Source organism: Paenibacillus sp. FSL R5-192 (assembly GCF_000517845.1).
GTDB lineage: Bacteria > Bacillota > Bacilli > Paenibacillales > Paenibacillaceae > Paenibacillus > Paenibacillus amylolyticus.
In genome coordinates this window covers 98,493-123,745 of the sequence record NZ_ASPR01000015.1, presented here as the reverse complement: position 1 = coordinate 123,745, position 25,253 = coordinate 98,493, and the positions used below count along the sequence as shown (strand labels likewise).

The following is a 25,253-nucleotide window of genomic DNA, read 5'->3' as shown; positions in this document are numbered from 1 at the left end:
CCGTTACCTCTCTTCTTATAGGAACATCGTTAATTGGTGTCCGATCCAAATACCTTCACTTCCCATAGTCTTGGCGTGTACCAATTGTTGGGGTTGTTATGAAGTGCCGCATTTTGCATATTAATTCGTACATACCTGGCAGCAGTGCTCGATAGCGTATCTGATGTGAAACCGTAAGATGTATTATTGGTTCGATCCAATGCCACGGTCCAGTTTACATTATCCGTACTGGTCTCGATTTTGTATTTGTAATAACCTTCGGAGCCTTTTTGCATCCACCAGGAGATTTGCACATTATTCAACTGTTGAACAGAGCCGAGATCGACCTTCCACCAATGTGGCCAAGAACTGCCTGTGCCTACCCATTCGGTTTGATAGTTACCATCATTAGCATAACTTGCCGGGTTTGTTCCAGTAGCCGTTTGGGCTGTTGCAGGTTTACCTTGCGACAGCAGTTTTCCATTCTGAACGGGAACGACAACATCATCGCTTGTGTTGTACAGGACTTGATCAAAATAATCATAAAATGCGTAACCATCAGAGAACCAAACGGGAAGCAAACGTTCCTCCGTTGTTCCATTTTGCGTGCCTGCCCAGCCGAACATCCAGCGATACGCAACCATAACCACGTTGTTACCCGTATCTGGCTTCACCCGCATGACGGAACCCGACTGCGCCGAGAAGGTTGACGTGTTACCAATCGTCCGTAATTCAGACCAATCTCCGTCAATGCTTGTTGCTGATGAATACAAGGGTATGCTCGGGTACCAACCTGCCGCTTGGGAAGAGAACAAATAATAAATGCCATCTTTTTTGATCATCTTGGGCAGTTCCCTGTGTTGACTTTGATAAATAACTGAAACTTGATGATCCACATCCAACCAATCGGGGGTTAACTTATATAAGATGGTGTCCGAATTATTATTGGCCGTAGAGATCAGATACGCCGAATCATCATCATCTTTGAAAATGGAGATATCCCGGGATTGGTTCCCTTCCGGCCGAAAGCTTTTGTGAAAGGTAAAGTCTTCTCCAGGCGTGGCCGAAGCCACCGATACCCTCGCAAGTGTGTAGTCTGTACTGTTTTCATAGTGAGCCCAAAAAACAAATTTGTTCGTGGGTGCATGATAGAAGATATTGATCCCCTCAAATTTAGAATCCGCCAGATCGGGATGATCCGTGTAGGACAGGACCACTTTGTCGTTACCGTAGGAGATGTCATCCGTTGACGTCTGTTGAATCATTTCGCCAAAACCGCCTGATGACTTTTGCACAAAGTTAAATCTGTAGTAGGTGTCTCCAACTTTAAGCTCATTGGGGAGCATAAGCGTTGATTGCGTTGTGTTATCAAAAGTTGTGAGGTTCTCTGGAAGGCTGTAAGGGGTATATTCTGGTGAGACAGCGGAGGTTAACAAGGAAGTTCCGCCATATGCCTTCACTTGATACTTGTATGTGTTGCCTATATTGAGTTCATAATCATCCGTCGTTGTACCTGTTAAGGTCTGTAATAACGTATAAGGCGCATTGTTCTCTGATCTGTATAACTCGTATGCAGTCGCTCCCTGGACAGGTGCCCAATGAATTTTGGCATTGGATACTTCGGATTCATTCTTCAGCACAAACAGTGTTGCAGCAATATGGGTCTCTTCACCAGCAGCGTGAACGGTTTGAGCTGAGGACGTTAAATGCACTATTAACAACATCAATGCAATGACGATAGCCATCCACGATTTACCTTTGATCATGTCTCATCATCTCCTTTTTTAGAAGACCAACCTTCCTGTTGCCGGAAGGCTGGTTCAGGTGAAACTAGACTTTATTTCAAATTCATCAGTGTCATTACATCCGTCTCACTGGCTTGGTTGTACCATTCGTTAACTTCTTCGATCACGGTGTCTCCGCCTTTTTCATGCCACTGTTTCACAAAGGTATCAAATGCTTCAAGCGGCTCATTGCCATATATGATTTTGGTGAACGTCTCCTGTTCCATAGTGGTCAACTGTTCCCACACATTTTGCATCGTTGGCGTTGGTGGACCGTTAAACTCATTTGGCAGTAAAACATCTCTGTTTTCATACGAAATCCGGTATCCGTCCTGCGTCGTTTGATCCTTCGAGGCGCTCTGAATGAGGACACCCGTGTCGGCTTTAACTCCATTCGCCAGATCGTAGTAGGATTGGCCGGGACCATCAACACTCGGCGTATTTTTGGTAAATGCCATTTTCCCAACGCCCTGCACAGCCTCTAATGGCGTATTAAATTTCGTTGGATCAAAAGTGACTTCGTCGTTAACGATATCGTAATCGTATCCTTGAGCGTAGCCGTATTTGAACTCTCCCGTGCTGAACGCTGCGTCGTACATTTTATCGTAGTACAGGAAGAAGGCTTCCATGTTCTGAAAATCCTTGTTAAACATGAACACACCATCGTTCAACTGGGCGGATTGGTAGGTCTTATCACCGTTCACACCTTGAATGGTCGGATAAGCACTAATTTTTGCACCATCCACATTTTTCTCTACGTCCTTCACACTGTCGTACAGCCAAGGACGACCAATGATGATACCAGCTTTCCCCTCCGTAAAATCGGACAGAGCATCCCAGGCCCCTTGGGTGGCCAATTCTTTGTTCAAGTACCCTTGTGCATACCAATCGCGTAACTTGGCAAGTGCCTCTTTGTTGCCAGGAGCCACAGATCCATAGGTTAGTTTGCCATTGTCGTTATGCCATTGCCTTGGAAGATGTTTGCCCGTGTATGCGCTGAATATCATGACTGGATCGCTGACCCAGCCCGTGTTGTAGGAATCTTTCCCTGAAAAAGTAAAGCCGTATGTGTCTTTCTTGCCGTTCCCATCTGGGTCCTCATTAGTGAACGCCGCGATGACTTGTTCAAACTCATCAATCGTTGTTGGCGCTTTCAAATTTAACCTGTCTAACCAGTCCTGGCGGATCAACATGACTTCGCCTTCCGTCAGATTCGGCGCAATCGCCATCCCGTAGACCTTGCCCTCCCTAACCACTGGATTGAAGGTGGTTGGGTATTGTTTGTATATTTCTTTTATCCGGTCAGGCATGTAGGCTGAGATGTCTTCCGTTATCTCTTTGACTTGCCCCGAATCGATCAGATCATTGACCAGCATGGTGTCATAGACGGGCAGAACGTCGGGCAACTTCTCGGAACCTGTCAACGCCAACCGTAGCTTGGTATTATATTGTGAAGCATCACCTCCCAGCAGGGTGGTTTGGATTTTGATACCCAGATTTTGTTCGCCCCAGCGAGTCAATACATTGTCATTCAACGTCTCACCGTTGATGTACTTTCCAGCATTTTCATCCTGTTGTTTGGCGATGGTGATCGTAAACGGTGGATCATATTTTCCGTCTTTAAGCACCGATGCCGGTGCGGTCTCGGAAGCACTCTCCCCTTTGCTACAGCCAGCCACAAGAACAGCCGACAGCATAACCATACTTACCATTTTCCATAAATCAGTTCTTTTCTTCATGGAAACATGCTCCCTTCACTCATACTCAATTTGTTTTCTATATAAGTTCAACTAATTGCCTATTTACACTGGCACTCCGATGACAGAACAACCTTCCGATCGCTGTTATTCCCAGAATTTTTGATTCACTTTTACAAAGGTGAAATTCTGGAATAAAGGCGAACGCTCCGCTTCTTCAGGTCTCTTCTGTCCTCTACGTTATCGTGTAAATGTTTAGTTGAACATATATAGCGATCCAATTTTTCGTCATCCTAACTATTCTTTGACGGCTCCTAGTACAATTCCCTTCACGAAATATCTTTGTAAAAAAGGATAGACCAAAATGATCGGCAGCGTACTGACAAAAATTTGCGCTGCCTTGATGCTCTGTTCAGACATGGCTGCCACCTCAGACTGGCTCATCGCCATATTTTGCATATTGCTCTGCACGACAACGGTCTGTAAGAACGAAGCCAGCGGATACTTACTTGCATCCGACATGTACAATATCCCGTCAAACCAGGAGTTCCAGTGCCCCACCATAATGAACAAGGATACGGTCGCTATGCCAGGCAGAGATAATGGTAAATATATTTTGCTGAGAATTACGAAAAAGGAAGCTCCGTCAATGAAAGCTGCTTCTTCCAGGGCTTTTGGAATCGTTTTGAAAAAATTGACGAGAAGAATCAAATTATAAGCACCAAAAGCGCCCGGTAACACAAGAGCCCATATGGTATCCTTTAATCCAAGGGCTGTGATCAATATGTAAGAAGGTATCAATCCCCCCGAGAAGAGCATGGTAAAGATAAAAAACCACATGAGCACATTGCGTCCCCGGAATTCCTTGGACAAGGCATATCCTGCACAGGTAAGAATAAACATGCTGATGGTTGTACCCAATACGGTTCGAGTGATGGATGTCAGCATGGCACCGTTGAAATTAGAATTGTTGAACGTTTTTACATAGGCATCCACGTTGAACCCCACCGGCCAAAATGAAACCATATTACCGCTAATGGCCGCTTTGCTGCTTAGAGATTGCGCCAACAGATGAAGCAGTGGAAGAAAACACGCCAGACCCGCCAGTATCATGAACGCGTAATTAAAATAGGAGAATACTCTATAACCTGTCGTTTTATGGTACATGATCCCTCCCCCTCCTTGTTAGAATATTTTGTAATTGGCATACTTATAGGCCAGCCTGTAAGAGACAACGATCAAGATCAAGCTAATTCCCGATTTGAACAGTCCTACAGCGGTCCCGAAGCCGTATTGCCCGTTTAACAAGGATGAACGGTAGACATAGGTGTCAATGATATCTCCCGTACTGTAGACAAGCGGATTGTACAGATTGAAGACCTGATCAAAGCCCGCGTCCAGAATATTGCCCAGACTCAGCGTAGAAATGACGATAATCATAGGCAACATGCTAGGCAAGGTGACGTATCGAATTTGCTGCCGGCGTGTGGCACCATCGATCTCGGCCGCTTCGTAATAAGAAGGATTAATTCCCGCAATGGTCGCCAGATAAACAATCATGCCAAAGCCAAAGCTCTTCCACACATCGCTGATCACAACCGTGAATCGAAACAGATCAGGATCACCCAAGAAGTAAATGGGATCGTTCCCGAAAATACGTGTCAAGATGTGATTGATTCCTCCGTCTAATCCGAGAATGTCGATCATCAACCCTGCCACAGTAACCCAGGACAAGAAATGCGGCAGATACACCAGTGTCTGAACACTTTTCTTAATGCCCATATTTCGGATCTCGCTCAGCAGAATAGCCATGACGATTGGAACGATAATGCCAACGATAATTTTAGAAACGGCGATAATTAACGTATTAACAATCGCTTGTGTGGCTTCTTTGTACTGGAAAATTCGTTCGAAATTATCTAACCCGATCCACCGTGAACCTGTGATGCCCAGCCATGGTTTGTAGTCCTGAAATGCCATGAGCAAACCTACCATCGGGCCATAAGAAAAGATGCAGACAAACACAAATGCGGGAATACAAAGTACGTACAAAGGCCAGCTTTTCTTAATTTCCTTTTTGAATGAAGTCCGCTGGGAAAGCTTTGTTTTTGTTTTTTTAGCGGATCTGACGGGCACAATCTCGTTAATGTTGCATACCTCCTCTATGATGGCTTTTCGAAAGCGATCCTTGAAGATAAGCTTAACAAAAGCGCTTTCACTCCAAAATGCCAAAATTTCAAGATCATCACCCCGCCCTGAAGCATTTTAAAACCGCTTTCATTTATCGTTGATGCTGCCCTTCCGCTTTTACAAGGTTTGGCTTATATTAAAGTTAATCCAATCTGGAGTTTAAACTTCTACGTTTAGCGAAATGAAAGGAAACACATATGATCAGAAAAATGTATATGAAGCGATTCATCTATTTCTTTGTTTTTTTTCTGCTGCTGACGTTAAGTTTGTTTTTCGTGATGAACCGATTAAGCTCCAAGACACTTGAAGAAAATCTGATTGGAGCTTCCAAAAACCAGCTTGATTATGTGAAAGGCATTCTGGACGGGATTATATACGAGGCTAACATGTACGGAGTTCAATATGCAGCTGACAGTGATGTCCGATTTTATCAGAGGCATGTTATCGAGCTGAGCAATTACGATTCCCAAATGAAAAAAAACGATATCGTTGATCGCCTGCGGCAAACGCTCCTATCCAGTCGATCGATTGAATCGATCGGCATTTACTGGAAGTCTGAAGAAACGTTTCTGTCCACCAACAGTACGCCGGAGGCGAGACTTCCGTTCAAGGATGTTCATGAGCGGGGATGGCAAATTGTCGGCAATAGCTTGTATTACTTTGCCCTCTACCCTTACATCCAAAAATCCGGACAAAACGAACCAACTCAGTACGTAGTTGGAGTAAAGCTGAATACCGAATATTTGAAAAATCTGCTGAAAAAGGCTGTGAACAACGACAGCTCAAACGCTTTTTTTTGGTTTAACCCCCAGCAGTTATGGAGTGAAAAGGAAGTTGATAACGATCTCTTGAAAGCGGTTACTGATATGCTTTCTCCACAGCCGGAGGTCACTTTAAAATATGATTATCATACCAATTCGGACGATTACTATGTTCTTTCCCGATATATTGAATCAATTGACGCCTACCTGATTACATATACACAGACGAATGATTTCCTGCAACCGATTGACCGTAACCGTAAAGTATTTTTTGCCAGCATTTTAGCCGTTTTCACGCTTGGTTTGGTTGTAATCTTTACGTTTTACCGGAACTATTACCGTAATATTCGTTTGTTGGAAAGGAAGTTTTCACAGGTCGAACAAGGCAATCACAATACACGTATTACCGAAAATACGGATAGAGAGTTTTACAGCTTGTTTAGAAGTTTTAATCATATGGTTACCGAGATCCAGGATCTATTCGTATCTTTGAAAACCGAAACGGAACTAAGACGAAGTGCGGAACTTCAACAACTTCAAGCTCAGATTAATCCTCATTTTTTGTACAACAGTTTGTTTTTCATCATGTCGGTGGCTCAGTTTTCACCTGATTCTGTCATGCGCATGAGCAAACATCTGGCTGAATATTATCGTTATTTAACCAAGTTGGACCGGCATGAAGTTACGCTGGAAAGCGAGCTTCAGTTTGCGGAACATTTCCTGATTATTATGGCTCTCAGCAAAAAAATGGAGTACAGCATTGATCTGCCACCAGAACTGGCCTCGCTTCCCCTCATGCCGTTGATCATCCAGCCAGTGGTGGAAAATGCGATTCAACATGGAATTGAAGGACAGCAAGGTGCGCATCGGGTAACAATTGATGTCAAACAGACAGAGACTGCGATAACGATCAAGGTCTCCGATGACGGAAAAGGTCTTTCGCTCGATAATATCCACAGCCTGGAGGCTCGGCTTGAGAGTGATACCCCGCCTGAAGGAATTAAAGGCGTAGGGCTCTGGAATGTAAATCAACGTCTGAAAAATACGTACGGCGAACGTAGCGGGTTACATTTTACTACTAATGATTGGGGCGGCTTGTCCGTCCTGCTGCTCATCAGCATTCCCGAGGTGAAAGGAGATAACTAATGCGATTATTGATTGTGGATGACGGACATTATGTCGTTGAATATATGAAACACTTGCTCGATTGGAACACCTTTGGCATTGATCAGATCGAGACGATGACCAATTCGATTGAAGCCCGAGACATGTTGACTCAAAACCACATCGATATTCTGATCACTGACATCCGAATGCCTGAGGTTTCCGGCATTGATCTGCTTCAACATATCCATCAACATAACTTGCCAACCAAAGTGATCATCCTTTCCGGCTACTCTGAGTTCGAATACGCGCAACAAGGAATTCGTTTAGGTGCGCTCGACTACTTGCTCAAACCTGTCGACAAAGATGATGTGGAGAAAGCCATGTCCAAAGCCATCAACAATATTACAAAGACACGGCCCGCTCAATCTGTTGCATGGGAGAACTTCGATGGATTGGAGTACCTGCTTTCCTTGCTTGGTCACAATGAGACATTAAGGAAGCAATATGATGCTTATACTGAATTTTTAGGTGAACGCCATTTGTGCTGCTTCAAGCTGGAGGGTTTTACACAGGAACATGAGGATGTTATAAAACACGCTGTCGGAGACAAATTGGATCGTCTCGTTTGGAATGCGGGAACGGGACTGTTCGGTCTTGTTCCGGAAGAAGCTGCTGCAGAACTGACCATCAAACTGGAGCAATCAGTCGCGTCTCCTCCCTTTTCATTGACCGACCGAAACGTGACCCGGCAGATGTTCTACAGGTTCTTTCTTAATGAGGACGTATACTTAGAAGACTTCAATGGCATATTCAACCATTCTCCGTCATGCGGTGATTGGGAGTCGGCGGGAAATATCATTAAAAAATATGATCAAATCCATATCCAAAAGCAAAAAATAATATTTCTCATGGAGACCATTCTATATGTATATCTGACGGATAAGGATCGCGATCCCTCTGAAACCGTGGAGTGGATATTTCACCAGTTACGGTATCCTGATGAACTATCCTCAACTCTCATGGATCGGGTCAGTCGGATTAGAAACAACAAACAGATGTCCATTCAAACCATCGTTGACAAAGTACAAACGTATATCGAAGACCATCTGTCACATGGCCTTAGCCTGGATGAACTGGGGAAAGTTGCACATCTCCATCCCGTCTACTTTTCCAAACTGTTTAAACAGGAGACGGGGGAAAATGTGTCAAACTACATTTCCAAGAAAAGGTTGGAGAAGGCTTCTCAACTGCTGCAAGATTCGAAACTCCGTGTAGCCGATATAGCACAGATGGTTGGTTACCGAAAAAATCAATATTTTATCCAGTTGTTCAAAGTGGAATACGGAGTTACGCCCTACCAGTACCGCAGAAATATGATCCATCAATGACTTCGGTTGAATATGTTACATAAATGATATATCCAATGCAGTACCGAAAAAGCCCAACTTCCACTCTTCAGTTTAAAGTGTGAGTTGGGTCTTTTTGGTGCAATTAATGGGTTAGGTCGATCATCTTATCAAAACAATATGAATCTCTGTCATAGCCGTTATGTTCATAGAAAGCATGAGCGTTGGTTCGCTTCATTCCGCTACATAAAATAATACTTGATATTCCCAGTTCTTTAGCATAATTTTCAGTCTGTCTTAGTAGTTTTGTACCTAATCCTCTATGTTGCAGATCCCTTTTAACAGCAAGAGCTTGAATATGTAGATAACCAATTGGAACTCCTACGGATAATGCCTGTACAATAGTTACAAAACCGACCACATTATTTTCTATCAATGCGACAAATGTTTTGTAATTCCCGGCCTTATTCATCTCTTCCATAGTCACTCGGAAGTTTGCATCATTAACATTACGAATTTCAAGTACATCATTCCATAAAAGAACAACTTCAGCATAATCATCTGATATAATTTCTCGAATTTTAATCTCCATACTAACTCCCTCAAGATAAAAAATGTAGGCGTGCCCGTGAACTTGAATCCTAAATTGAACTGAATGCAAACATGATTTCAGATTCACAAACCAGTTCATTGTTTACTGTGGCGAAACCTTTCCCTTTGACGATCTGTCCCTTGATGCGAGTTACCTCGAATGTAAGTAGAAGTTGGTCTCCAGGTTTTACTTGCCGTTTGAATCGACAATTATCAATACCAGTCAATAAACCTATTTCATGATTATTACTCCCTCTTTTAGACATAACGATACCACCGACCTGTGCCAGCGCTTCAACAATCGCGACTCCAGGCATTACCGGATGGACGGGAAAATGACCAATGAAATGAGGCTCATTGATTGTCACATTTTTAATTCCGACAGCTTTCTTACCCTCATCAATTTCCAAGATTTTATCAACCAAAAGAAATGGATATCTATGAGGAATTACCTCTTTTATTCTTTCAATATCAAACATGGATTGCCTCCTCCTTAGCTCAAAGTGTCTCAAGCAAATTTTGGGTCATATTTAATATTCGTGACCTAGTAACTAGATCCCTTTCCCAGAGGTCCCTACATCTAGGTAAAGGCTCCCCACTATAGAGGCTATGTTAATTCTTTAAATCACACACTCACCGGCACTCTCCCACTTTACCAACAACGATTTTTTCGCCATCATTTGTGATACGGTTCACCGCGCAGTCTGTAATGGCAAGTTAAAGGACCATCCTTTGTCGGGATGACCCTTTATTAATCTAAATTTGTTCAGTTTTCATCTTCGTTAACGCCTGCAATTCGCTCGCATAAGAGGGTTATTTTTTCTTCACTGGTATCCAGATTTCTCCTGAACCATTCCCATGCCGTGCCATTCCATAATACATTTCGAAAGTAGGGCCCTCAACCTGTTCGTATTCAGATGTCGGAAACCACTCAGAATAGATTCGTTCCCATAGTTTTTGCATATCACACTGCGGCTCCGGGAAGACCGCCCACGTTAATGTTGGGATAGCAAGTTTTGTGAATCTCTCCGGAATCTCAAGCCCCTTAGGTACATGATAACAGATCATGTATTTGAAAGATTCTTTAGTGTGATCATAAAGGGCGGCGTGTAACATGGTGTCACCAAAACGTCCCAGTAAGTCGTTCATCATATCAACGCTGCCATCATCATCACATTTTATACGGAATAGAGGAACTTCAGAGAACGCTGTTTTCTGGTCTGCATTTATAATTCCATATACTCCAAACATCTCAAAAGAATCTCTTTGCTCAATACGGTAATTCATTTCGACATCCCCTTTTATTGAAATATGAAAGGACATTCGAGGATAGGCTTTTAGAGAAACGCCTGTATCACGCGCGGATATAGGCATAATACCATGAAGATTCTTAAAGGCGCGTGCAAACGCCTCCGGCGAATCATATCCATATTTCATAGCTACATCAATAACCTTTGAGCCTGTTGTCTGCAGTTCGAATGCCGCCAATGTCAACCGTCGACGTCGAATGTATTCCGATAACGTTACGCCAGTAATAAATGGAAACATTCTTTGAAAATGATAGGTAGAGCAACAGGCTCTATGTGCTATTTCATCATATGAAATAGTGTCCGCTAAATTTGTTTCGATATATTCCATGGCACTATTCATCCTGACCAACCAATCCATCGTACTCCCTCCCTTCAAGGTAATTTTATGGGAAATAAATAATGAATACCTTGCAATTTCTGCACGAAAAAGTCAGTAAAAAACTTGCCGTTATTTATGATACGGTTCACCGGGTCATCACTGGAGTAATCAAAAACAGAGTTGACATGAGCGAATCATCTGGAAGTACGACGATGGGACTTGTTTTCCCGGCGTATCTTAATAGGACGCTAGCGCAATCCATATAGCGAAGTATATCGATAAAAAACTTTCCATTTAGTGATACCACAAATTCTTCCCCACACATCTCTAATAGTGGAATTTCATTCTGAATATCTCCAACATCGGCTGTTTTGGACAATAGTTTTAATGTGTCTGTATTAGCTACTAATCTAATCACTTGTTCACTAGCCATCACAGTTACACATTCAACTGCTTTCAACAAACATGCTGTATCAACTGCGATTTCACACAAATAAGATTGAGGGATTACATTCTTTATGGATGGGAACGTCCCTTCAATAAGAGCAGACTCCACTTTCAGTCCAGTTGTCACGAATTTAACTCGATTATTACTCACTTCAATTTCAGTTGTGTCATCTGTTTTGTTTAATATTTTCGATAATTCATAGAGATTTTTTGCTGGAATAACAGCGTTCAAACTGTTGTGGGTAGCATCTTCTAAATGCAAAGCGCGGTATGCAAGCCGCACTCCATCTGTAGCAATTAAGTTAAGACAATCATTACTGCATTCCAAAGAAACTCCTGTTAATATGGGGCTGGTCTCGGACGTTGATGCTACGATTGCTAGCTGTTTAATGGTCGAACGAAGTAAGGAAGTATTAATGGGTAGTTTAGTAGAAGGGAACGCTTCTCCATCATCAATGGAAGGAAATTCTGTAGGGTCCATGCCGCATAAACGTAATTGAGAATGACCGGATACAATCGAAAGAATCATTGGCTCTTTAATTTCAAGTATAACTTTGTCATCATTAAATTTACGAATAATATCGTGAAAATAACGCGATGGTATAACAATAGCCCCTGTTCTTTTTACAGTCAGAGAAACACCATCTTGAGCAATCATAGACTGTATCGTCATACTTGTATTACTTGCCGTAAAAGTAACGCCATCTGCACCTGCTTGAATATGTATTCCTTGAAGAATAGGTATTGAACTATTTGCTGCTACTGCCTTTATCACATATTGTATGGCATTCATAAGAGAATTTTTTGTTATCTCTACCAGCAAAGACCTCACCTACCTCGAATAAAAAAATTATTTTGTATAGAATGACTCAATGATGTTACGTATAGCCTCCGAACGAGAAAGTTTATACTCTGTGCAATGGTTTTCGATTTTCCCCCACATGTCCTCTGTTAGAGTTAAAGATATTTTTTTAGTCACACCTATACTCTTTCTCCCGGAACCTTCTCGCAGACCACCTCTCGAAAAGACAAAACCTAACTGGCCTTCTTTATTAGAGACACCAACTTTAATGTTATTGTTGTTCAATATAATAACACTCCCGAATTTTGATTTAGGTAACCTCATTCAAATGGATCTATACTCATCTTATCATAGCTCTATATAGATTTACAATATTTTCAAATCGAACACTGAGAACAAGGAATGAAATGTAAAGATGGGACTACCTCAAAAAGGATTCCCCCTTCGCTTCAAGCGCTAACGAACCTACCGCACTCTAAGCGGCGGACTCTTAAGGAATGCAGCATGTAACGAACCTCAGTAACTTTATTCCAATGTAAACCGCCTAAACATCATATAAAAGGACCAACTCGATGAAACAACATCTCTATGATTCGTTAGAATTCAAACCTATGCAAATGGGAGCAAATAGCGTGTGCTAGATCCGTTAGAACTATATAACCCTGACAAAGGGCTGTACCCGGTCATGCTCATGACTCACAGGACAGCCCCAATAAAACAATTACGTATAGACGCCTTTTTTATATACTCAACTGGACTTCGGGAATCGAAGTGTTGCTTTATGTTCGGGAAGAAAGAAGCTTTTGGGGAACGACCACCAAATTTGAGTATTCGGTTGTTCAAAATCGAATTATGATCCATCAATGAGAACGAATAAATAACTTCATCAAATTGATATAAAACGGGTTGACCATGTAGCCATTTGGACTTACGGAATATCTCTTACCCGTGTCCAACCCTCGTATTTGTTCCATTTCCTTCTCACTCAACTCAAAGTCGAATATTTCATTGTTCTCTTTTATCCTTTGAGGATTCGATGATTTGGGGATGACAATAATTCCACGTTGCAAATGCCAGCGCAAAATGACTTGCGCAACCGATTTCTGGTGGCAAAGGGCAATTTCCGCCAGCTTCGGATGCTCCAGCAGCTCTTTGCTTCCCTGCCCCAACGGTCCCCAAGCCTCATGCAGAATCCGATGCCGAACCATATAATCATGCAATTCGTGTTGCGGAAATTCCGGATGGGTCTCGATCTGATTTACCAACGGCGAAATCCGGGAATGTTTCTTCAGATGCTCCAGATGCCGGATCTCGAAATTGGCTACACCTATAACTTTGATTTTACCTGCGTCGTATAACTCTTCCATCGCCTTCCAGGCGTTCACGTATTGAGGACCGGCAAAATGAATCAAATACATATCGAGATATGTCACATTCAGCTTCTGGCAAGTCTTCTCGAACGCCTTTTTCGTCGCACGGTACCCCAGGTCTGTCGTCCATACCTTGGAGGTAATGAAGAACTCCTCTCTGGGAATGCCGCTGTTTTGGATGATCCGACCTAGCGCCGCTTCATTACCGTAAATTTTGGCCGTATCGAAATGGCGATAACCCATTCGAATAGCCTCCTCGACAGTCCTCTCGAAGCTCCCCCCGTCTTTGATCTTATATAGGCCGAACCCGAGTTGAGGAATGTCCACTCCGTTTGCCGCTGCGACTGTCTGATTCATTCGCAACTCCCCCTCCCCGTTTTTTCTAATTGTTGTTCCGATGCTTGTTCTTCACATTGCGTTAGCAACTTTTCTATCTCGTTCACCAGGTTTTTCAACAATTTCAACTTGCTACCGGAGTCAAGGCTGTAATAGTTGAGAGTTCCTTCTTTACGAACACTTATTATCTGTGATTCTTTCAATATTTTCAGATGATGTGATACGGTCGGTCGGGAAAGATGAGTTTTCATCCTGATCTCTCCTACGCGCATGCCGGGTTTTTGCGGCCCTTGAATCAAGGCTATGAGGATGGCTTGCCGGGTCTCGTCTCCGATCGCATTCAACACCTTCTGATTGTTCTTAAATTCAATAGCAATCGTGGTCGCAAGTTCCTGATCCAGGTAAATCATCCCCTTCCATTTAGAATGTGTAATACTTTTGTAGATACAGCCTATCACAATCTCGGATTCGGCTGTACATCGGGAAAGAAATTCAAGAACCTATTTTTCCCATGTCTTAAGACAAAGGATATATGTCCAGAGGATTACCTAATCACAAATCGAGATGATGGCCTCTACCTTGTAAACAATTAAAATCGTGCTATCCTTAATGATGAGGTGGATCAGATGGCAAATATTCAAGAGATTGCACGTCTTGCAGGCGTTTCTACAGCAACCGTTTCAAGGGTAATTAATCGACATCCTTATGTAAGCGATTTAACAAGAGAAAAAGTCTTGAACATCATTGAGCAATTGGATTATGTCCCTAATTCAAATGCAAAGTCCTTAAAAAATGGAGCGACAAAAGTCATCGGTGTTATGGGTGTTACTTACAATCCCCTTTTGATGTCACTTGTCCGTTCATTCCACATGATATCCCAAAAATACGGATTCAACATTATGCTTTTTATGACAGACGGAGATCGTGATAAGGAGCTTGTAGCGCTTGAAATGTTACGCAGTAAACAGGTGGATGCCCTTCTTTGTCTGGTACGGACGATTGAGTGGGATATCATCGAATCCTATACGAAATATGGGCCAATTGTAACATGGCAGCGTCTTACCAGCGACACCATACCGTCCGTATTTATGGACCAATATCAAGGTTATACGCTGGGTCTCGAATATCTGTATGCCAGAGGTTATCGTAAAATTTTGAACGTGTATTCGTCCAAAGGACAGAATACCTTGGAGCGTATAAGAGCTTATGAGGATTTTGTACAGAAGCATGGGTTGAAGAACACTGGCTTTCCGCAATTTCATAATAAAGTCACCATTCATGATGGTGAGGAAATAGCGCGATGGTGGATAGAACAAACGGACAAGCCGGATGCCATTTCCTGTTCGACTGATGAGGTAGCAGCAGGTATTTTAACGGAGATTCAACGCTCGGGGTTTTCGGTTCCGGATGATGTGGGAATCATGGGATTTGATAATACAGACAGCGCTCACCTGCTGGATCTGACTACGATCCATTACCCCGTGGATAAACAAGCAGAGAATGCCTTTAATATTATTATGAGTATGCTGGAAAATTCGGCATCCAATCCTCATCCTCTTCAGTTTAGACTGATTGAACGAAAATCTACATAAAACAACATCCATCCTTTTAAAAGAAGAAAAGAGCCCATTTGAGATCATAAGTTCTTTTCTCTTCCATCCCGTTAAACTTCATGAACGAACAACATTCAGGCCTGTCCCTATATGAGGGACAGGCCTGAATGACTTCAATCTCTAAATAAATTATTTGTGAAATTGCGGAAGATGTTCTTTATGCGCTTCCAACATTTCATCTAAAACTACCTTAGCAATGTCACCGCTGGTAACGAGCGGATTAAGTGTGAATGCTTGTAGAGCGGTTGCATAATCTCCTGTGACCGCTGCTTCGATCGTCAGTTCCTCCATTGCCTTCATCACCTGCAATAGCCCTTTTTGTGCGGACGGGAATGCGCCAAAGTGAACAGGCTCTGCACCATGGGCTGTAATGATACTTGTAACTTCGATGGCACTGTTATATGGTAGATCGCTAATTGCTCCGCGGTTCTGTGTGTTGACTACCATATGCGTTCCCTTGTTGTTATATACAGAATTAATAACTTCACAAGCTGCGTCGCTGTAATAAGCTCCTCCGCGTTTTTCCAATTCCTTAGGCTTGTAATTCAGGTTAGGATCTTTATAAAGTTCAAACAAACTTTCCTCCAGGCGTTTCACAACCTGCCCGCGAGTTCCTTCGCCATTGACCGCTTCTACTTCCTCTTCAAGCATGCTGTCGGTCATGTAATAGTACCGGTGATAAGGACAAGGCAGCATACCCAGTTGGAGAATTTGCTCATACAAGAAACGCATGCTTTTTATATTTTCTACCATTTTTTCTGGCTCGGCATCAGGACCGTAGAGCTTTTCGATGGCCTGTTTAGTTAGCTCTTTACCATCTCGGTCATAAATTTTGTGCCAGTGAAGGTGATTAATACCGGCAAATTTGAAGAACAGTTCATCTTCATTTTTTTCCAGAACAGCAGCTTCATTCTTGGAGGAAATAATCGGAACATTGCACAAACCAATGACCTTCTCCCATTTACCATATTGGAGCACAGCTTCCGTTACCATTCCCGCAGGGTTCGTGAAATTGATTAACCAAGCATCTGGGCAAAGTTCCTTCATGTCCTCAACAATTCCAAGAACAACCGGAATGGTACGGAATGCTTTGAACATCCCACCTGCTCCGTTGGTTTCCTGACCAATCATCCCATGGCTAATCGGAATCGTTTCGTCCTTAATGCGAGCATCCAAAAGACCTACCCGGAATTGGGTGGTGACAAAATCGGCATCGGCCAACGCTTCTCTTCGATTAAGCGTCAAGTGAATATCACAGTCGATTCCCGCCGCTTTTATCATCCGTTTAGCCATGGCTCCTACAATTTCAAGTTTCTCTCTTCCTGCTTCGATATCCACAAGCCACAATTCACGTATTGGAAGTTCATGATGCCGTTTGATAAAACCTTCGATCAATTCTGGGGTGTAACTCGATCCGCCGCCAATCGTCACAATTTTTAATCCCTTTTTCATTTTGAAGTCCTCCTTGTTCTATTGTGTTCTCAATTTGGACTCTATCTTGTGTAATGCATTACATGTCAAGAACTTTTTTAGTGGAATTAAATGGGATTAATTTGTAACTTGAAACCGCTTTATTACTTGTGCTATAGTTACCTCAAATAAGGATTGTGACCGTTGATTCGGGCAATACCTAAGAAAGTTTGAATGCCGTTAACCAATTGGCGGCGTTTGAACTATCTTAGGTTTTTTTTATGCATATTGCAGAAAACAAGGAGCCGATGCACATGATTATTGAAAAAGTATTAAACAATAACCTTCTGCTGACCCGCAATACAAAGGGGAAGGAAGTCATCGTTATGGGTAAAGGCATCTCCTTCCAAAAGAGTGCAGGTGATGAGGTCGATGAACACAAGATCGATAAAATCTTCCATTTAGCCGAGCATGCCTTTGCTGTAAAAATGGCTGAACTGATTCATGAATTACCCGCCGTTCATTTCGAAGTTGTGAACGAAATCGTAAAACACGCCAACCATGTCCTTGGTACTGAACTCAGCGACAATATTTATCTGTCGTTAACCGACCATATTAGTTTTGCTATCCAACGTAAGAACAAAGGTATGGAGATTAAAAATGCCATGCTGTTCGAAATTAAACGTTTCTATAAAACGGAATTCAGTATCGGATTGGATGCTCTGCAGTTAATCAGCGACATGATTGGAGTTTCGCTCGGGGAAGATGAGGCTGGGTTTATCGCCTTACATGTCGTCAATGCCCGACTTGACGGCACTGAAATGAAATTGACGATAAAGATGACTGAAATTGTCAACGAAATTTTGAAAATCGTCACGTACCATTACGGCACTGTTCTTGATGAATCGAGCTTAAATTATTCGCGTTTCTTAACACACCTTCAATATTTCGCCATGCGCTTATTGCGCCACGAGATTCACCAAAGCGGCGAAGATTTTTTATATCAACAGGTGAAAAAGACTTATGTCAGAGCCTTTTCTTGCACTTGCAAGATCAACGAGTACTTAGAAAAAACGTATGTACAGTCCTTAAACAAAGATGAATTCGTTTACTTAACCATTCATATCCAGCGGCTTACTGAACGAAGCACTTTATAGCCCTATTTCTTTCAAGCTAAAACTTCATATACAACACATTAGGATAAAGGATTGTGACTGGTAAAGCAGGCAAAACCTGGACTGATGGCAAAATGATTTTTCTTTTTATTTTGCCACGAGTTCAGGTTTTGCTGCTTTTTGGAAGTGAAACGATGTAAGCCGGCACATCAGGAACGAACAGCTCACAACCTGAGATCAATTACCCATCATGAAGGAGGCAATATGCTATGAGTAATAAAGACAAAGAACTGTCCATACGTGTTATTGAACTTGTTGGCGGTGAATCTAATGTGAATGATGTATATCACTGTGCAACCAGGCTTAGATTCACCCTGAAAGATCATACAAAAGCGAATGAACAGGCGTTGAAAAATATAGCTGGAGTCATCACCGTTGTGAAAAGCGGCGGTCAATTTCAAGTCGTCATCGGCAATAACGTGTCCAAAGTTTATGAAGGAATCATGGAGCACACCAACCTTCAAGATGGCGGCAGCAAAACGGATACTAAAGAGAATGCAGAAAAAACAGGAATATTCGGAAAAACCGTAGATCTTATTTCCAGTGTTTTTTCCCCGCTGCTCAGTGCGCTAGCTGGAGCTGGATTACTCAAAGGTCTGGTTGTTTTGTCTGTGGCGCTCGGCTGGCTAGATGACACCTCAGGAACTTATCTAATTTTAAACGCGGCATCAAGCAGTGTATTCACCTTTTTGCCCATATTTTTGGCAGTTACTGCCGCAAGGAAATTCAAAGCTAATATGAACGTATCCTTGGCTATTGCAGGAGCCCTGGTCTTTCCGACCATTTCCGCTGCGTTTAATAGCGGTCAAACTTATGATTTCTTAGGCATCCCCATTGTGCTTGTGATGTACACTTCCACCGTGTTTCCAATCCTTCTGGCGGTGTGGGTTCAATCTCATATAGAAAAATGGTTCAACTCGATTATTCACCAGTCTATCCGCAATATTCTTGTGCCGATGCTGTCGCTTCTAATTGTCGTCCCGCTTACCATTCTTGCTTTTGGACCGATCGGCAACAGTGTTAGTCAGGGGTTAGCTAGCGGTTTTACCTCACTCATGCAATTCAGCCCAATGTTGGCAGGAGCAGTCACTGGTGGTTTCTGGCAGGTCATTGTTATCTTTGGACTTCACTGGGCTTTCCTTCCAATTACACTTAATAATCTGGCGACAATAGGCTATGATTTAATGCGCCCGATGTTGACCGCAGCCGTGCTGGCTCAAGCCGGTGCTTTGCTCGCCGTTATGCTGAAAACCCGCAATTCACAGCTTAAAACCCTTTCCGGATCTGCTACGATTACTGCGATTTTCGGAATTACGGAACCAGGCATTTACGGAGTTACTTTACGATTGAAAAAACCGTTCATTTACGCATGTATTTCCGCAGCGATCGGGGGCGCAATTATCGGAGTCGGGGGTGGTCGGGCAGTCGCTTACTCACTTCCCAGCCTGCTCGCTTTTCCTACTTACGTAACAACGGGGTTCGCCTCGGTTGTGATCGGTGTTTCCGTATCTTTTGTCCTGGCTTTTCTACTCACGTTGCTGCTTGGATTCAAGGATCTTGAGGCTACTGTTGAGGAGCCGCAGATTGAAACTTCTGGACAGGAAAAACAAGCGATTGAGCCAAGTGAATCTCGGTTAAACAAGGAAATCATTGTGAGTCCGCTGAAAGGCAGTGTTCAGCTACTTGAAGATTTGCCTGATCCCGCCTTCTCTTCAGGTGCCATGGGACAAGGGCTTGTCATTGAACCCACTGTTGGAATTTTGGTATCGCCAATCAATGGTGTCGTAACCACCGTATTCCCTACCGGTCATGCGCTCGGTCTGACCACGGACAGTGGCATGGAGATTCTGATCCATATTGGAGTGAATACGGTAAAGCTAAAAGGACAATTTTTTGAGAAAAAAGTTAAAGAGGGCGATCGGGTTTCTTGCGGGCAACTGCTTGTAGAGTTTGACGCGGAGCAAATCCGGACAGCGGGTTACATCACTGCCACCTCAGTCATCGTTACCAACTCTGCCAACTACTTGGACGTGTTAAAAACTACCGAACAGGAAGTGAAGCAAGGCGATTATCTAATGTCGGCGGTAGTCTAACGATTGGAGATGGATTACCTGTCGGTAATCGAACTATTTTCGGGTTATATAACTGTCTACTAATTCACTTATTCCGTATGATCCAAAGAAGCCACTCCGGCAAAGGAGTGGTTTTTCTCTGGATAGCACTTTCCGTTTATTTATCAGCTACAATTGTAAATTCCCATGGAAGTTTTCGGTTTGCCAATCACGATGTCGGATGAAACTCTTGGACCAGTAGGCATCTCTGACTCCACGCTTAACTAGATAATACCAAACGCCTTGTTTCATGAAGACGAAGCAGTTTTGTTGTGATTTTTACATTTCTAATCTATATGAGCGATTAGCTAAAATTGCTCAAGTATATATAATCATCAGTACATCTACCAATTTTCAAAAACTCTCTTTTAGTTTTTTAGAATTGGCATATCCTTAAGTAAATTTTTTAAGTTTATAGCATCCCATGGAAGATGTTCTGTGATACCTAGTCCAACAACCGTAGTTAACAAGCTAACTTCTTGTATTAAAGTTATCAGCTCTGTAAGTTGCATCGTACCCATACGAGTATGAATTTTGTCAGACAGCGGCTTAGCAAATGACACTGACCTGAAAATCTTCGGATCAAGTACATCCAAATCCAAATGAATTACTACGTATTTGATTTGATTTTCTGAAATCCAGTCCAATATTGGTTTATTATTATCCTTTAATTCGGCGCTAGTTGCTGAACTAATAGATAACCTAGAAATAAGTTCCGATTCATGTTCAGTTGTTTGAACAAGTCCCGCTAACATAACGTTCTTCGGTAAGAAAGGCTTTTTAACCTTTTGAGAAAATTCTGGCGCTCCCTCACCTAACAGATTTCCTAATATATGAGCATGCCCGTTGGGCGTCACCTCTGGGGTTGCCACGTCAGGATGTGCATCGATCCATAATAGTCCAACTTCACTATTATAACGCTCATTTAAATAGGCGAATGGCGCTTGTTCAACCAAACAATCCCCGCCAAACATAACAATTCGATCGGGTTTATAAGCTTCAATTAAATGAGTTGCTGCATCCAGTTGATTCAACAATTGGTTCTTACCTACGATTCCTCCTAAAATACCTTCCTCTGTGTGGAGAGTCATATCTTCACTATAGGATACAGGTACTTTAACTGTCGTATGATTATTGTTTTCTGGAGCTAACCATGCTAGGAGCTCAGCTCCAAGAATATAACTTGGTTTGTTTCCTCCCTGCCACTGGGGCATTAGCATGCGTAACGTTTTAACAGTTTTATTATCAGTCACTTGTTTGTTCTCCTATCTAATACAGATGTAGTTCTTATGAATGCTACTAAGGAGACTAACTATATGAAGAAAGTGCTTCTGTTCCTTAATATCGATGGTCCCTTTCATTAAGCGCATACTTTTGAAGCATTAGTATCTTAATCGTTAAGGATAGGCATTTTCTGAAGTAGTTGTTTTAAGTTTATTGCATCCCATGGAAGATGTTCGGTTATCCCGAGACCAACTACATCAGTGACATCACTAACTTCATTGATCAATTTTGCTACCTCAAAAAGTTGCATTTTGCCCATAGGAAAATCAATCTCTAAGTCTGATAACGGATTTGCAAAGAGCAATGATCTGAAAATTTTCGGGTCAAGAACATCCAGATCCAAATGAATCACCAAATATTTAATCCTATTCGTTTCGATCCAATCCAGCACAGTTTTGCTACTTTCTTTTAATTGAGAACTGGACGCTGATTTAATTGATAATCTTGAAATTAGTTCCGATTCTTGGCCAGTCGGTTGATCTATTCCCGCGATCATTACGTTCTCTGGACGAAAAGGCTTATCTACTTTAGCAGCGAATTCAGGAGCTCCCTCACCTAATAGATTACCCAATACATAAGTATGACCATTGTAGTATTCTTTTGGTGTTGTTATATCAGGATGCGCATCAATCCAAAGTAATCCCAACTCACCACTGTAACGTTCGTTTAAATAAGCGAATGGGGCTTGCTCGACTAAACAGTCTCCTCCAAACATGACAATTCGGTCTGGTTGATATGCTTTGATTAAATGATTTGCCGCATCAAGTTGATTTAATAATTGCTCTTTTCCCACAATATCACCTATAATACCTTCCTCTTTTTCCAAGGGGGTATCATCGCTCATTGAAACAGGTACTTTAACGGTTATATGCTTGTTATTCTCTGGAGCTAGCCATTCAAGAAGCTCAGCTCCAAAGGAGTAATTAGGATTATCTCCCCCTTGCCATTGAGGCATTAACATACGCAACGTTGTCGAATTTTCTTTGCTTTTCATGATCTTTTCTCCTTTACATCGAGGTACAATTTAGTATACATGAGTCAGATATTATGAATAGTACGCACTTTTATGATAGGTACTTTCCAAAAAGATAGTGTGTAACTTATAGATGAATTCCACAGACGGTATCAAAGGTTCAGGTATCTTTCGTTGTTATCTGAATAAGAACGTTAAAATCACTTTGAAATGGATATTTTCCAATATTAATTAGTATATAATTGCAACCCACTAATTGAATGTCTATTTTCTACCTTAATTGCCACAGGTCATCTGTTTAAAACGACCTATGGCAATACTATTATTGCTCAATAAGTTCTGAAAGCCATTTATTTGGAGTCGAGAATGCATACCACTGATTGAGAGCTCTACACAGATAGTATGACATCCTCAGTTTGAAATAATTGAATAAATTACTTTTGTCTGTTCCCATTAAAGGATTTCAAAATTTTTGATCGTTGCATCTGGTCGCAGTATCTTATCCTCTCTCATCTCAGCTAGTAGCTTACCTTCTTTAACTTTAGTAACCCAATCGTGGTTAGCTAGAGCTCCCTTTCCTAATGTCACGAGATCAGCCTTATCATCAGTGATGATTTCAGATGCTTTTAATGGATCTTCAAGTTGACCGTTGGCAATGACAATTTTACCTGAAAATCTTTTAGCTAGTTGTACCAATGAAGGCCCATTCTCTTCGAAAGCAGGCTTCCATGCCTTATATTCAGTCACATGAATGTAATCAAGCCCGGTTTGCCCTAATCCACCGAAAATGACTTTAGCATCTGCTTCACCTCCACCCCATTTATGGATATAGTCATTGACTTTGGCTTGAGAAATTCGAATACCTACTGTAAAATTCGGTCCAACGGCTTTACGGACTGCAGATGAAACTTCAATTAAAAGCCGTACCCGATTTTCGGTCGAACCGCCATACTCATCTGATCGTTCATTAGTGTAGTCGGTCAAGAATTGATCAAGCAAGTAACCATTGGCTCCATGAATTTCAACACCATCAAACCCTACTGCTTTTGCCCGGATTGCTGATTCCACAAATCCCTGAATCACTTGTTCGATATCTTGCTTTGTTGCAGCTATCGGAGTAGGAAATTTATCAACTCCACCATAGAACGCCAAAGGATCTCCTTTAGGTTGCACTTCTGAAGGAGCTAGGTTATGGGAACTGAAGCGATTTCCTTGAGAAAGTGCTCCTGCATGCTCAAGCTGAACTATAATTGCAGCATCCGCTTCATGTACAGTATCCACGACTTTTTTCCAAGCAATAGCTTGTTCTTCATTTATCAAGCCAGGTTGGTTAAAGTAACATTGACTGTACAATTGATCTGTGTATGTTCCTTCTGTAATGACAAATCCAAAACCTCCACGAGCAAAAGACGCATAATATTCAGCCATCTGCTCCGTGGCAAGACCTTCCGGAGTAGCACTCGTACGAGTCATTGGAGCTACTCCTACACGATTTTTTAGAAAGTTATAACCAACGTTGACAGGTTCAAACAATTTATTTTTTTGTACCAATTTAACCATCCACCTTTAACAATTATGTTTATATATCTTTCAGAATATGAACATTATAAAATGAATGAAATGAACAGTAAAATTGATGTTATTGAATCTTTAGTTCATTAAAAATGAACTCACTTTAGGAGGGTATCTATGGAACTCCGCCATTTGATTACATTAAAAACTATTGTTGAAAAAGGAGGATTTAAGAAAGCAGCTGAACATCTCGGTTATGCTCAATCTTCTGTCACGACACATATTAAAGAATTGGAGGAAGAGTTCGGTAAGCCTATTTTTGATCGCTTAGGTAAACAAGTTGTGCTCACACAATACGGACATCAATTTCTGCCGTATGCTCATAAAATTATTGAGTTGTATACACAAGCACTTACTTCAAATGATGAGCCCTCGGGAAATTTGACACTAGGTATTTCGGAATCCTTAATGATCTGTCGCATCCCTTCTTTATTGGTTGAGTATGGTGAGAAATATCCGCAAGTTAACCTTTCGCTCAAATCACTTGACTACCAAGATGTCTCTCAAGCTGTTCAAAATGGTGAGATTGACCTTCTTGTTGCCTTAGAAAAAGAGGGATGGGGGGCTCCCGAACTACACTGCGAACGTTTGGTGAGAGAAAAAATGGTCCTTATTAGTCCCCCTCATGAGAAAAACCATGTAAAAGGAACTGTGTTATATACGGAACGTAGCTGCAGTTACAAATCTGTATTCAAGGATTACATCAATTATAAAAAAGTCGATGTTATGAACAGTATAGAGTTCCAAAGTATCGAAGCGATTAAGCAATGTGTGAAAAACGGACTAGGCATTTCGATGGTTCCTTACTTTTCTGTCAAAGAAGAATTAAAATCCAAAAAATTTCAAGGCGAAGAAGTTGGGTCTGACCGCCCTACAATATCCACATATTTGGCATATCACAAAGATAAGTGGATTTCACCTGCAATGAAACAGATGATTAATCTAATTCAAAAACACGCAGCTAATTGGGAATAGCTCACTTTTGAATAAAAAGAAAGTCAGCTATTAAATATAATAGCTGGCTTATTATTATGTGCATAATAGAAACTCCTTACTCAAAAAATCTTGGGATATCT

General features: G+C 41.9%; 20 protein-coding genes. 6 read left to right on the top strand and 14 right to left on the bottom strand.

What is annotated here, in order from left to right; genetic code table 11:
- Positions 1 to 29 precede the first annotated feature (29 nt).
- The 4 genes from C161_RS15470 to C161_RS15455 all read right to left on the bottom strand — a co-directional run bounded on the left by C161_RS15470 (position 30) and on the right by C161_RS15455 (position 5,692).
- Positions 30 to 1,745, bottom strand: coding sequence for a discoidin domain-containing protein (locus C161_RS15470; protein WP_051449762.1), 1,716 nt, complete (start codon positions 1,743 to 1,745; stop codon positions 30 to 32).
- Positions 1,746 to 1,816: 71 nt separating this feature from the next.
- A complete protein-coding gene (locus C161_RS15465) occupies positions 1,817 to 3,502 on the bottom strand; it encodes a hypothetical protein (RefSeq protein WP_036671271.1) in 1,686 nt (561 codons plus the stop codon).
- Positions 3,503 to 3,757: 255 nt separating this feature from the next.
- Positions 3,758 to 4,627, bottom strand: coding sequence for a carbohydrate ABC transporter permease (locus C161_RS15460; protein ID WP_017688372.1), 870 nt, complete (start codon positions 4,625 to 4,627; stop codon positions 3,758 to 3,760).
- An 18-nt stretch (positions 4,628 to 4,645) separates the two neighbouring features.
- Positions 4,646 to 5,692, bottom strand: coding sequence for an ABC transporter permease (locus C161_RS15455; protein ID WP_235193826.1), 1,047 nt, complete (start codon positions 5,690 to 5,692; stop codon positions 4,646 to 4,648).
- A 155-nt stretch (positions 5,693 to 5,847) separates the two neighbouring features.
- Here C161_RS15455 and C161_RS15450 point away from each other — a divergent pair, with 155 nt between their 5' ends.
- Complete coding sequence (locus C161_RS15450) at positions 5,848 to 7,557, top strand: sensor histidine kinase (RefSeq protein ID WP_036671270.1); 1,710 nt, start codon at positions 5,848 to 5,850, stop codon at positions 7,555 to 7,557.
- Positions 7,557 to 8,906, top strand: coding sequence for a response regulator transcription factor (locus C161_RS15445; RefSeq protein ID WP_036671267.1), 1,350 nt, complete (start codon positions 7,557 to 7,559; stop codon positions 8,904 to 8,906). The genes C161_RS15450 and C161_RS15445 overlap by 1 nt, the downstream gene beginning before the upstream one ends.
- Positions 8,907 to 9,009: 103 nt before the next feature.
- On the opposite strand, the gene C161_RS15440 is transcribed toward C161_RS15445, so the two are convergent.
- The 6 genes from C161_RS15440 to C161_RS15410 form a co-directional block, all read right to left on the bottom strand.
- Positions 9,010 to 9,456: a GNAT family N-acetyltransferase gene (locus C161_RS15440; RefSeq protein WP_036671265.1), complete on the bottom strand. Its 447-nt coding sequence runs from the start codon at positions 9,454 to 9,456 to the stop codon at positions 9,010 to 9,012.
- 49 nt (positions 9,457 to 9,505) lie between these two features.
- A complete protein-coding gene (fabZ, locus tag C161_RS15435; protein ID WP_036671263.1) occupies positions 9,506 to 9,934 on the bottom strand; it encodes a 3-hydroxyacyl-ACP dehydratase FabZ in 429 nt (142 codons plus the stop codon).
- A 334-nt stretch (positions 9,935 to 10,268) separates the two neighbouring features.
- Positions 10,269 to 11,123 (bottom strand): AraC family transcriptional regulator, encoded by an 855-nt coding sequence (locus C161_RS15430; RefSeq protein WP_036671261.1) that lies wholly within the window; start codon positions 11,121 to 11,123, stop codon positions 10,269 to 10,271.
- Between the two features lie 106 nt (positions 11,124 to 11,229).
- Positions 11,230 to 12,363, bottom strand: coding sequence for a DNA polymerase III subunit beta (gene dnaN, locus C161_RS15425; protein ID WP_268745228.1), 1,134 nt, complete (start codon positions 12,361 to 12,363; stop codon positions 11,230 to 11,232).
- Between the two features lie 830 nt (positions 12,364 to 13,193).
- On the bottom strand, positions 13,194 to 14,060 hold the full coding sequence (locus C161_RS15415) for an aldo/keto reductase (RefSeq protein ID WP_036671256.1): 867 nt from the start codon (positions 14,058 to 14,060) through the stop codon (positions 13,194 to 13,196).
- Entirely contained in the window at positions 14,057 to 14,449 is a 393-nt protein-coding gene (locus C161_RS15410) for an ArsR/SmtB family transcription factor (protein ID WP_047843023.1), read from the bottom strand. The genes C161_RS15415 and C161_RS15410 overlap by 4 nt, the downstream gene beginning before the upstream one ends.
- Positions 14,450 to 14,665: 216 nt before the next feature.
- Here C161_RS15410 and C161_RS15405 point away from each other — a divergent pair, with 216 nt between their 5' ends.
- Positions 14,666 to 15,631 carry a LacI family DNA-binding transcriptional regulator gene (locus C161_RS15405; protein ID WP_036671252.1) on the top strand — a complete coding sequence of 322 codons (966 nt, stop codon included), beginning with the start codon at positions 14,666 to 14,668 and terminating at the stop codon, positions 15,629 to 15,631.
- A gap of 150 nt (positions 15,632 to 15,781) precedes the next feature.
- On the opposite strand, the gene C161_RS15400 is transcribed toward C161_RS15405, so the two are convergent.
- Positions 15,782 to 17,104 carry a 6-phospho-beta-glucosidase gene (locus C161_RS15400; RefSeq protein ID WP_036671251.1) on the bottom strand — a complete coding sequence of 441 codons (1,323 nt, stop codon included), beginning with the start codon at positions 17,102 to 17,104 and terminating at the stop codon, positions 15,782 to 15,784.
- A gap of 272 nt (positions 17,105 to 17,376) precedes the next feature.
- On the opposite strand from C161_RS15400, the gene licT reads away from it, so the two are divergent.
- Complete coding sequence (gene licT / locus C161_RS15395; protein WP_036671246.1) at positions 17,377 to 18,219, top strand: BglG family transcription antiterminator LicT; 843 nt, start codon at positions 17,377 to 17,379, stop codon at positions 18,217 to 18,219.
- Between the two features lie 227 nt (positions 18,220 to 18,446).
- A complete protein-coding gene (locus C161_RS15390; protein WP_036671244.1) occupies positions 18,447 to 20,330 on the top strand; it encodes a beta-glucoside-specific PTS transporter subunit IIABC in 1,884 nt (627 codons plus the stop codon).
- Positions 20,331 to 20,716: 386 nt separating this feature from the next.
- On the opposite strand, the gene C161_RS15385 is transcribed toward C161_RS15390, so the two are convergent.
- From C161_RS15385 to C161_RS15375, 3 genes are all read right to left on the bottom strand, one after another.
- Positions 20,717 to 21,568 carry an arginase family protein gene (locus C161_RS15385; protein WP_036671534.1) on the bottom strand — a complete coding sequence of 284 codons (852 nt, stop codon included), beginning with the start codon at positions 21,566 to 21,568 and terminating at the stop codon, positions 20,717 to 20,719.
- Between the two features lie 170 nt (positions 21,569 to 21,738).
- The gene (locus C161_RS15380) at positions 21,739 to 22,626 is read right to left on the bottom strand and encodes an arginase family protein (protein WP_036671243.1); all 888 of its coding nucleotides are present in this window, start codon (positions 22,624 to 22,626) and stop codon (positions 21,739 to 21,741) included.
- 432 nt (positions 22,627 to 23,058) lie between these two features.
- Positions 23,059 to 24,165, bottom strand: a complete 1,107-nt coding sequence (locus C161_RS15375; protein ID WP_036671241.1) for an NADH:flavin oxidoreductase — start codon at positions 24,163 to 24,165, stop codon at positions 23,059 to 23,061.
- A gap of 129 nt (positions 24,166 to 24,294) precedes the next feature.
- Here C161_RS15375 and C161_RS15370 point away from each other — a divergent pair, with 129 nt between their 5' ends.
- The gene (locus tag C161_RS15370) at positions 24,295 to 25,152 is read left to right on the top strand and encodes a LysR family transcriptional regulator (RefSeq protein ID WP_036671235.1); all 858 of its coding nucleotides are present in this window, start codon (positions 24,295 to 24,297) and stop codon (positions 25,150 to 25,152) included.
- Positions 25,153 to 25,253: the final 101 nt, after the last annotated feature.

Excerpts from the sequence above, each read along its gene's own strand:
- C161_RS15370 (WP_036671235.1), top strand. The coding sequence starts at position 24,295 with ATGGAACTCCGCCATTTGATTACATTAAAAACTATTGTTGAAAAAGGA.
- C161_RS15440 (WP_036671265.1), bottom strand. The coding sequence starts at position 9,456 with ATGGAGATTAAAATTCGAGAAATTATATCAGATGATTATGCTGAAGTT.
- C161_RS15470 (WP_051449762.1), bottom strand. The coding sequence starts at position 1,745 with ATGATCAAAGGTAAATCGTGGATGGCTATCGTCATTGCATTGATGTTG.
- C161_RS15465 (WP_036671271.1), bottom strand. The coding sequence starts at position 3,502 with ATGAAGAAAAGAACTGATTTATGGAAAATGGTAAGTATGGTTATGCTG.
- C161_RS15385 (WP_036671534.1), bottom strand. The coding sequence starts at position 21,568 with ATGCTAATGCCCCAGTGGCAGGGAGGAAACAAACCAAGTTATATTCTT.
- C161_RS15460 (WP_017688372.1), bottom strand. The coding sequence starts at position 4,627 with ATGTACCATAAAACGACAGGTTATAGAGTATTCTCCTATTTTAATTAC.
- C161_RS15430 (WP_036671261.1), bottom strand. The coding sequence starts at position 11,123 with ATGGATTGGTTGGTCAGGATGAATAGTGCCATGGAATATATCGAAACA.
- C161_RS15400 (WP_036671251.1), bottom strand. The coding sequence starts at position 17,104 with ATGAAAAAGGGATTAAAAATTGTGACGATTGGCGGCGGATCGAGTTAC.
- C161_RS15390 (WP_036671244.1), top strand. The coding sequence starts at position 18,447 with ATGAGTAATAAAGACAAAGAACTGTCCATACGTGTTATTGAACTTGTT.
- C161_RS15415 (WP_036671256.1), bottom strand. The coding sequence starts at position 14,060 with ATGAATCAGACAGTCGCAGCGGCAAACGGAGTGGACATTCCTCAACTC.
- licT (WP_036671246.1), top strand. The coding sequence starts at position 17,377 with ATGATTATTGAAAAAGTATTAAACAATAACCTTCTGCTGACCCGCAAT.
- C161_RS15375 (WP_036671241.1), bottom strand. The coding sequence starts at position 24,165 with ATGGTTAAATTGGTACAAAAAAATAAATTGTTTGAACCTGTCAACGTT.
- C161_RS15450 (WP_036671270.1), top strand. The coding sequence starts at position 5,848 with ATGATCAGAAAAATGTATATGAAGCGATTCATCTATTTCTTTGTTTTT.
- C161_RS15445 (WP_036671267.1), top strand. The coding sequence starts at position 7,557 with ATGCGATTATTGATTGTGGATGACGGACATTATGTCGTTGAATATATG.
- C161_RS15405 (WP_036671252.1), top strand. The coding sequence starts at position 14,666 with ATGGCAAATATTCAAGAGATTGCACGTCTTGCAGGCGTTTCTACAGCA.
- C161_RS15410 (WP_047843023.1), bottom strand. The coding sequence starts at position 14,449 with ATGATTTACCTGGATCAGGAACTTGCGACCACGATTGCTATTGAATTT.
- fabZ (WP_036671263.1), bottom strand. The coding sequence starts at position 9,934 with ATGTTTGATATTGAAAGAATAAAAGAGGTAATTCCTCATAGATATCCA.
- C161_RS15380 (WP_036671243.1), bottom strand. The coding sequence starts at position 22,626 with ATGAAAAGCAAAGAAAATTCGACAACGTTGCGTATGTTAATGCCTCAA.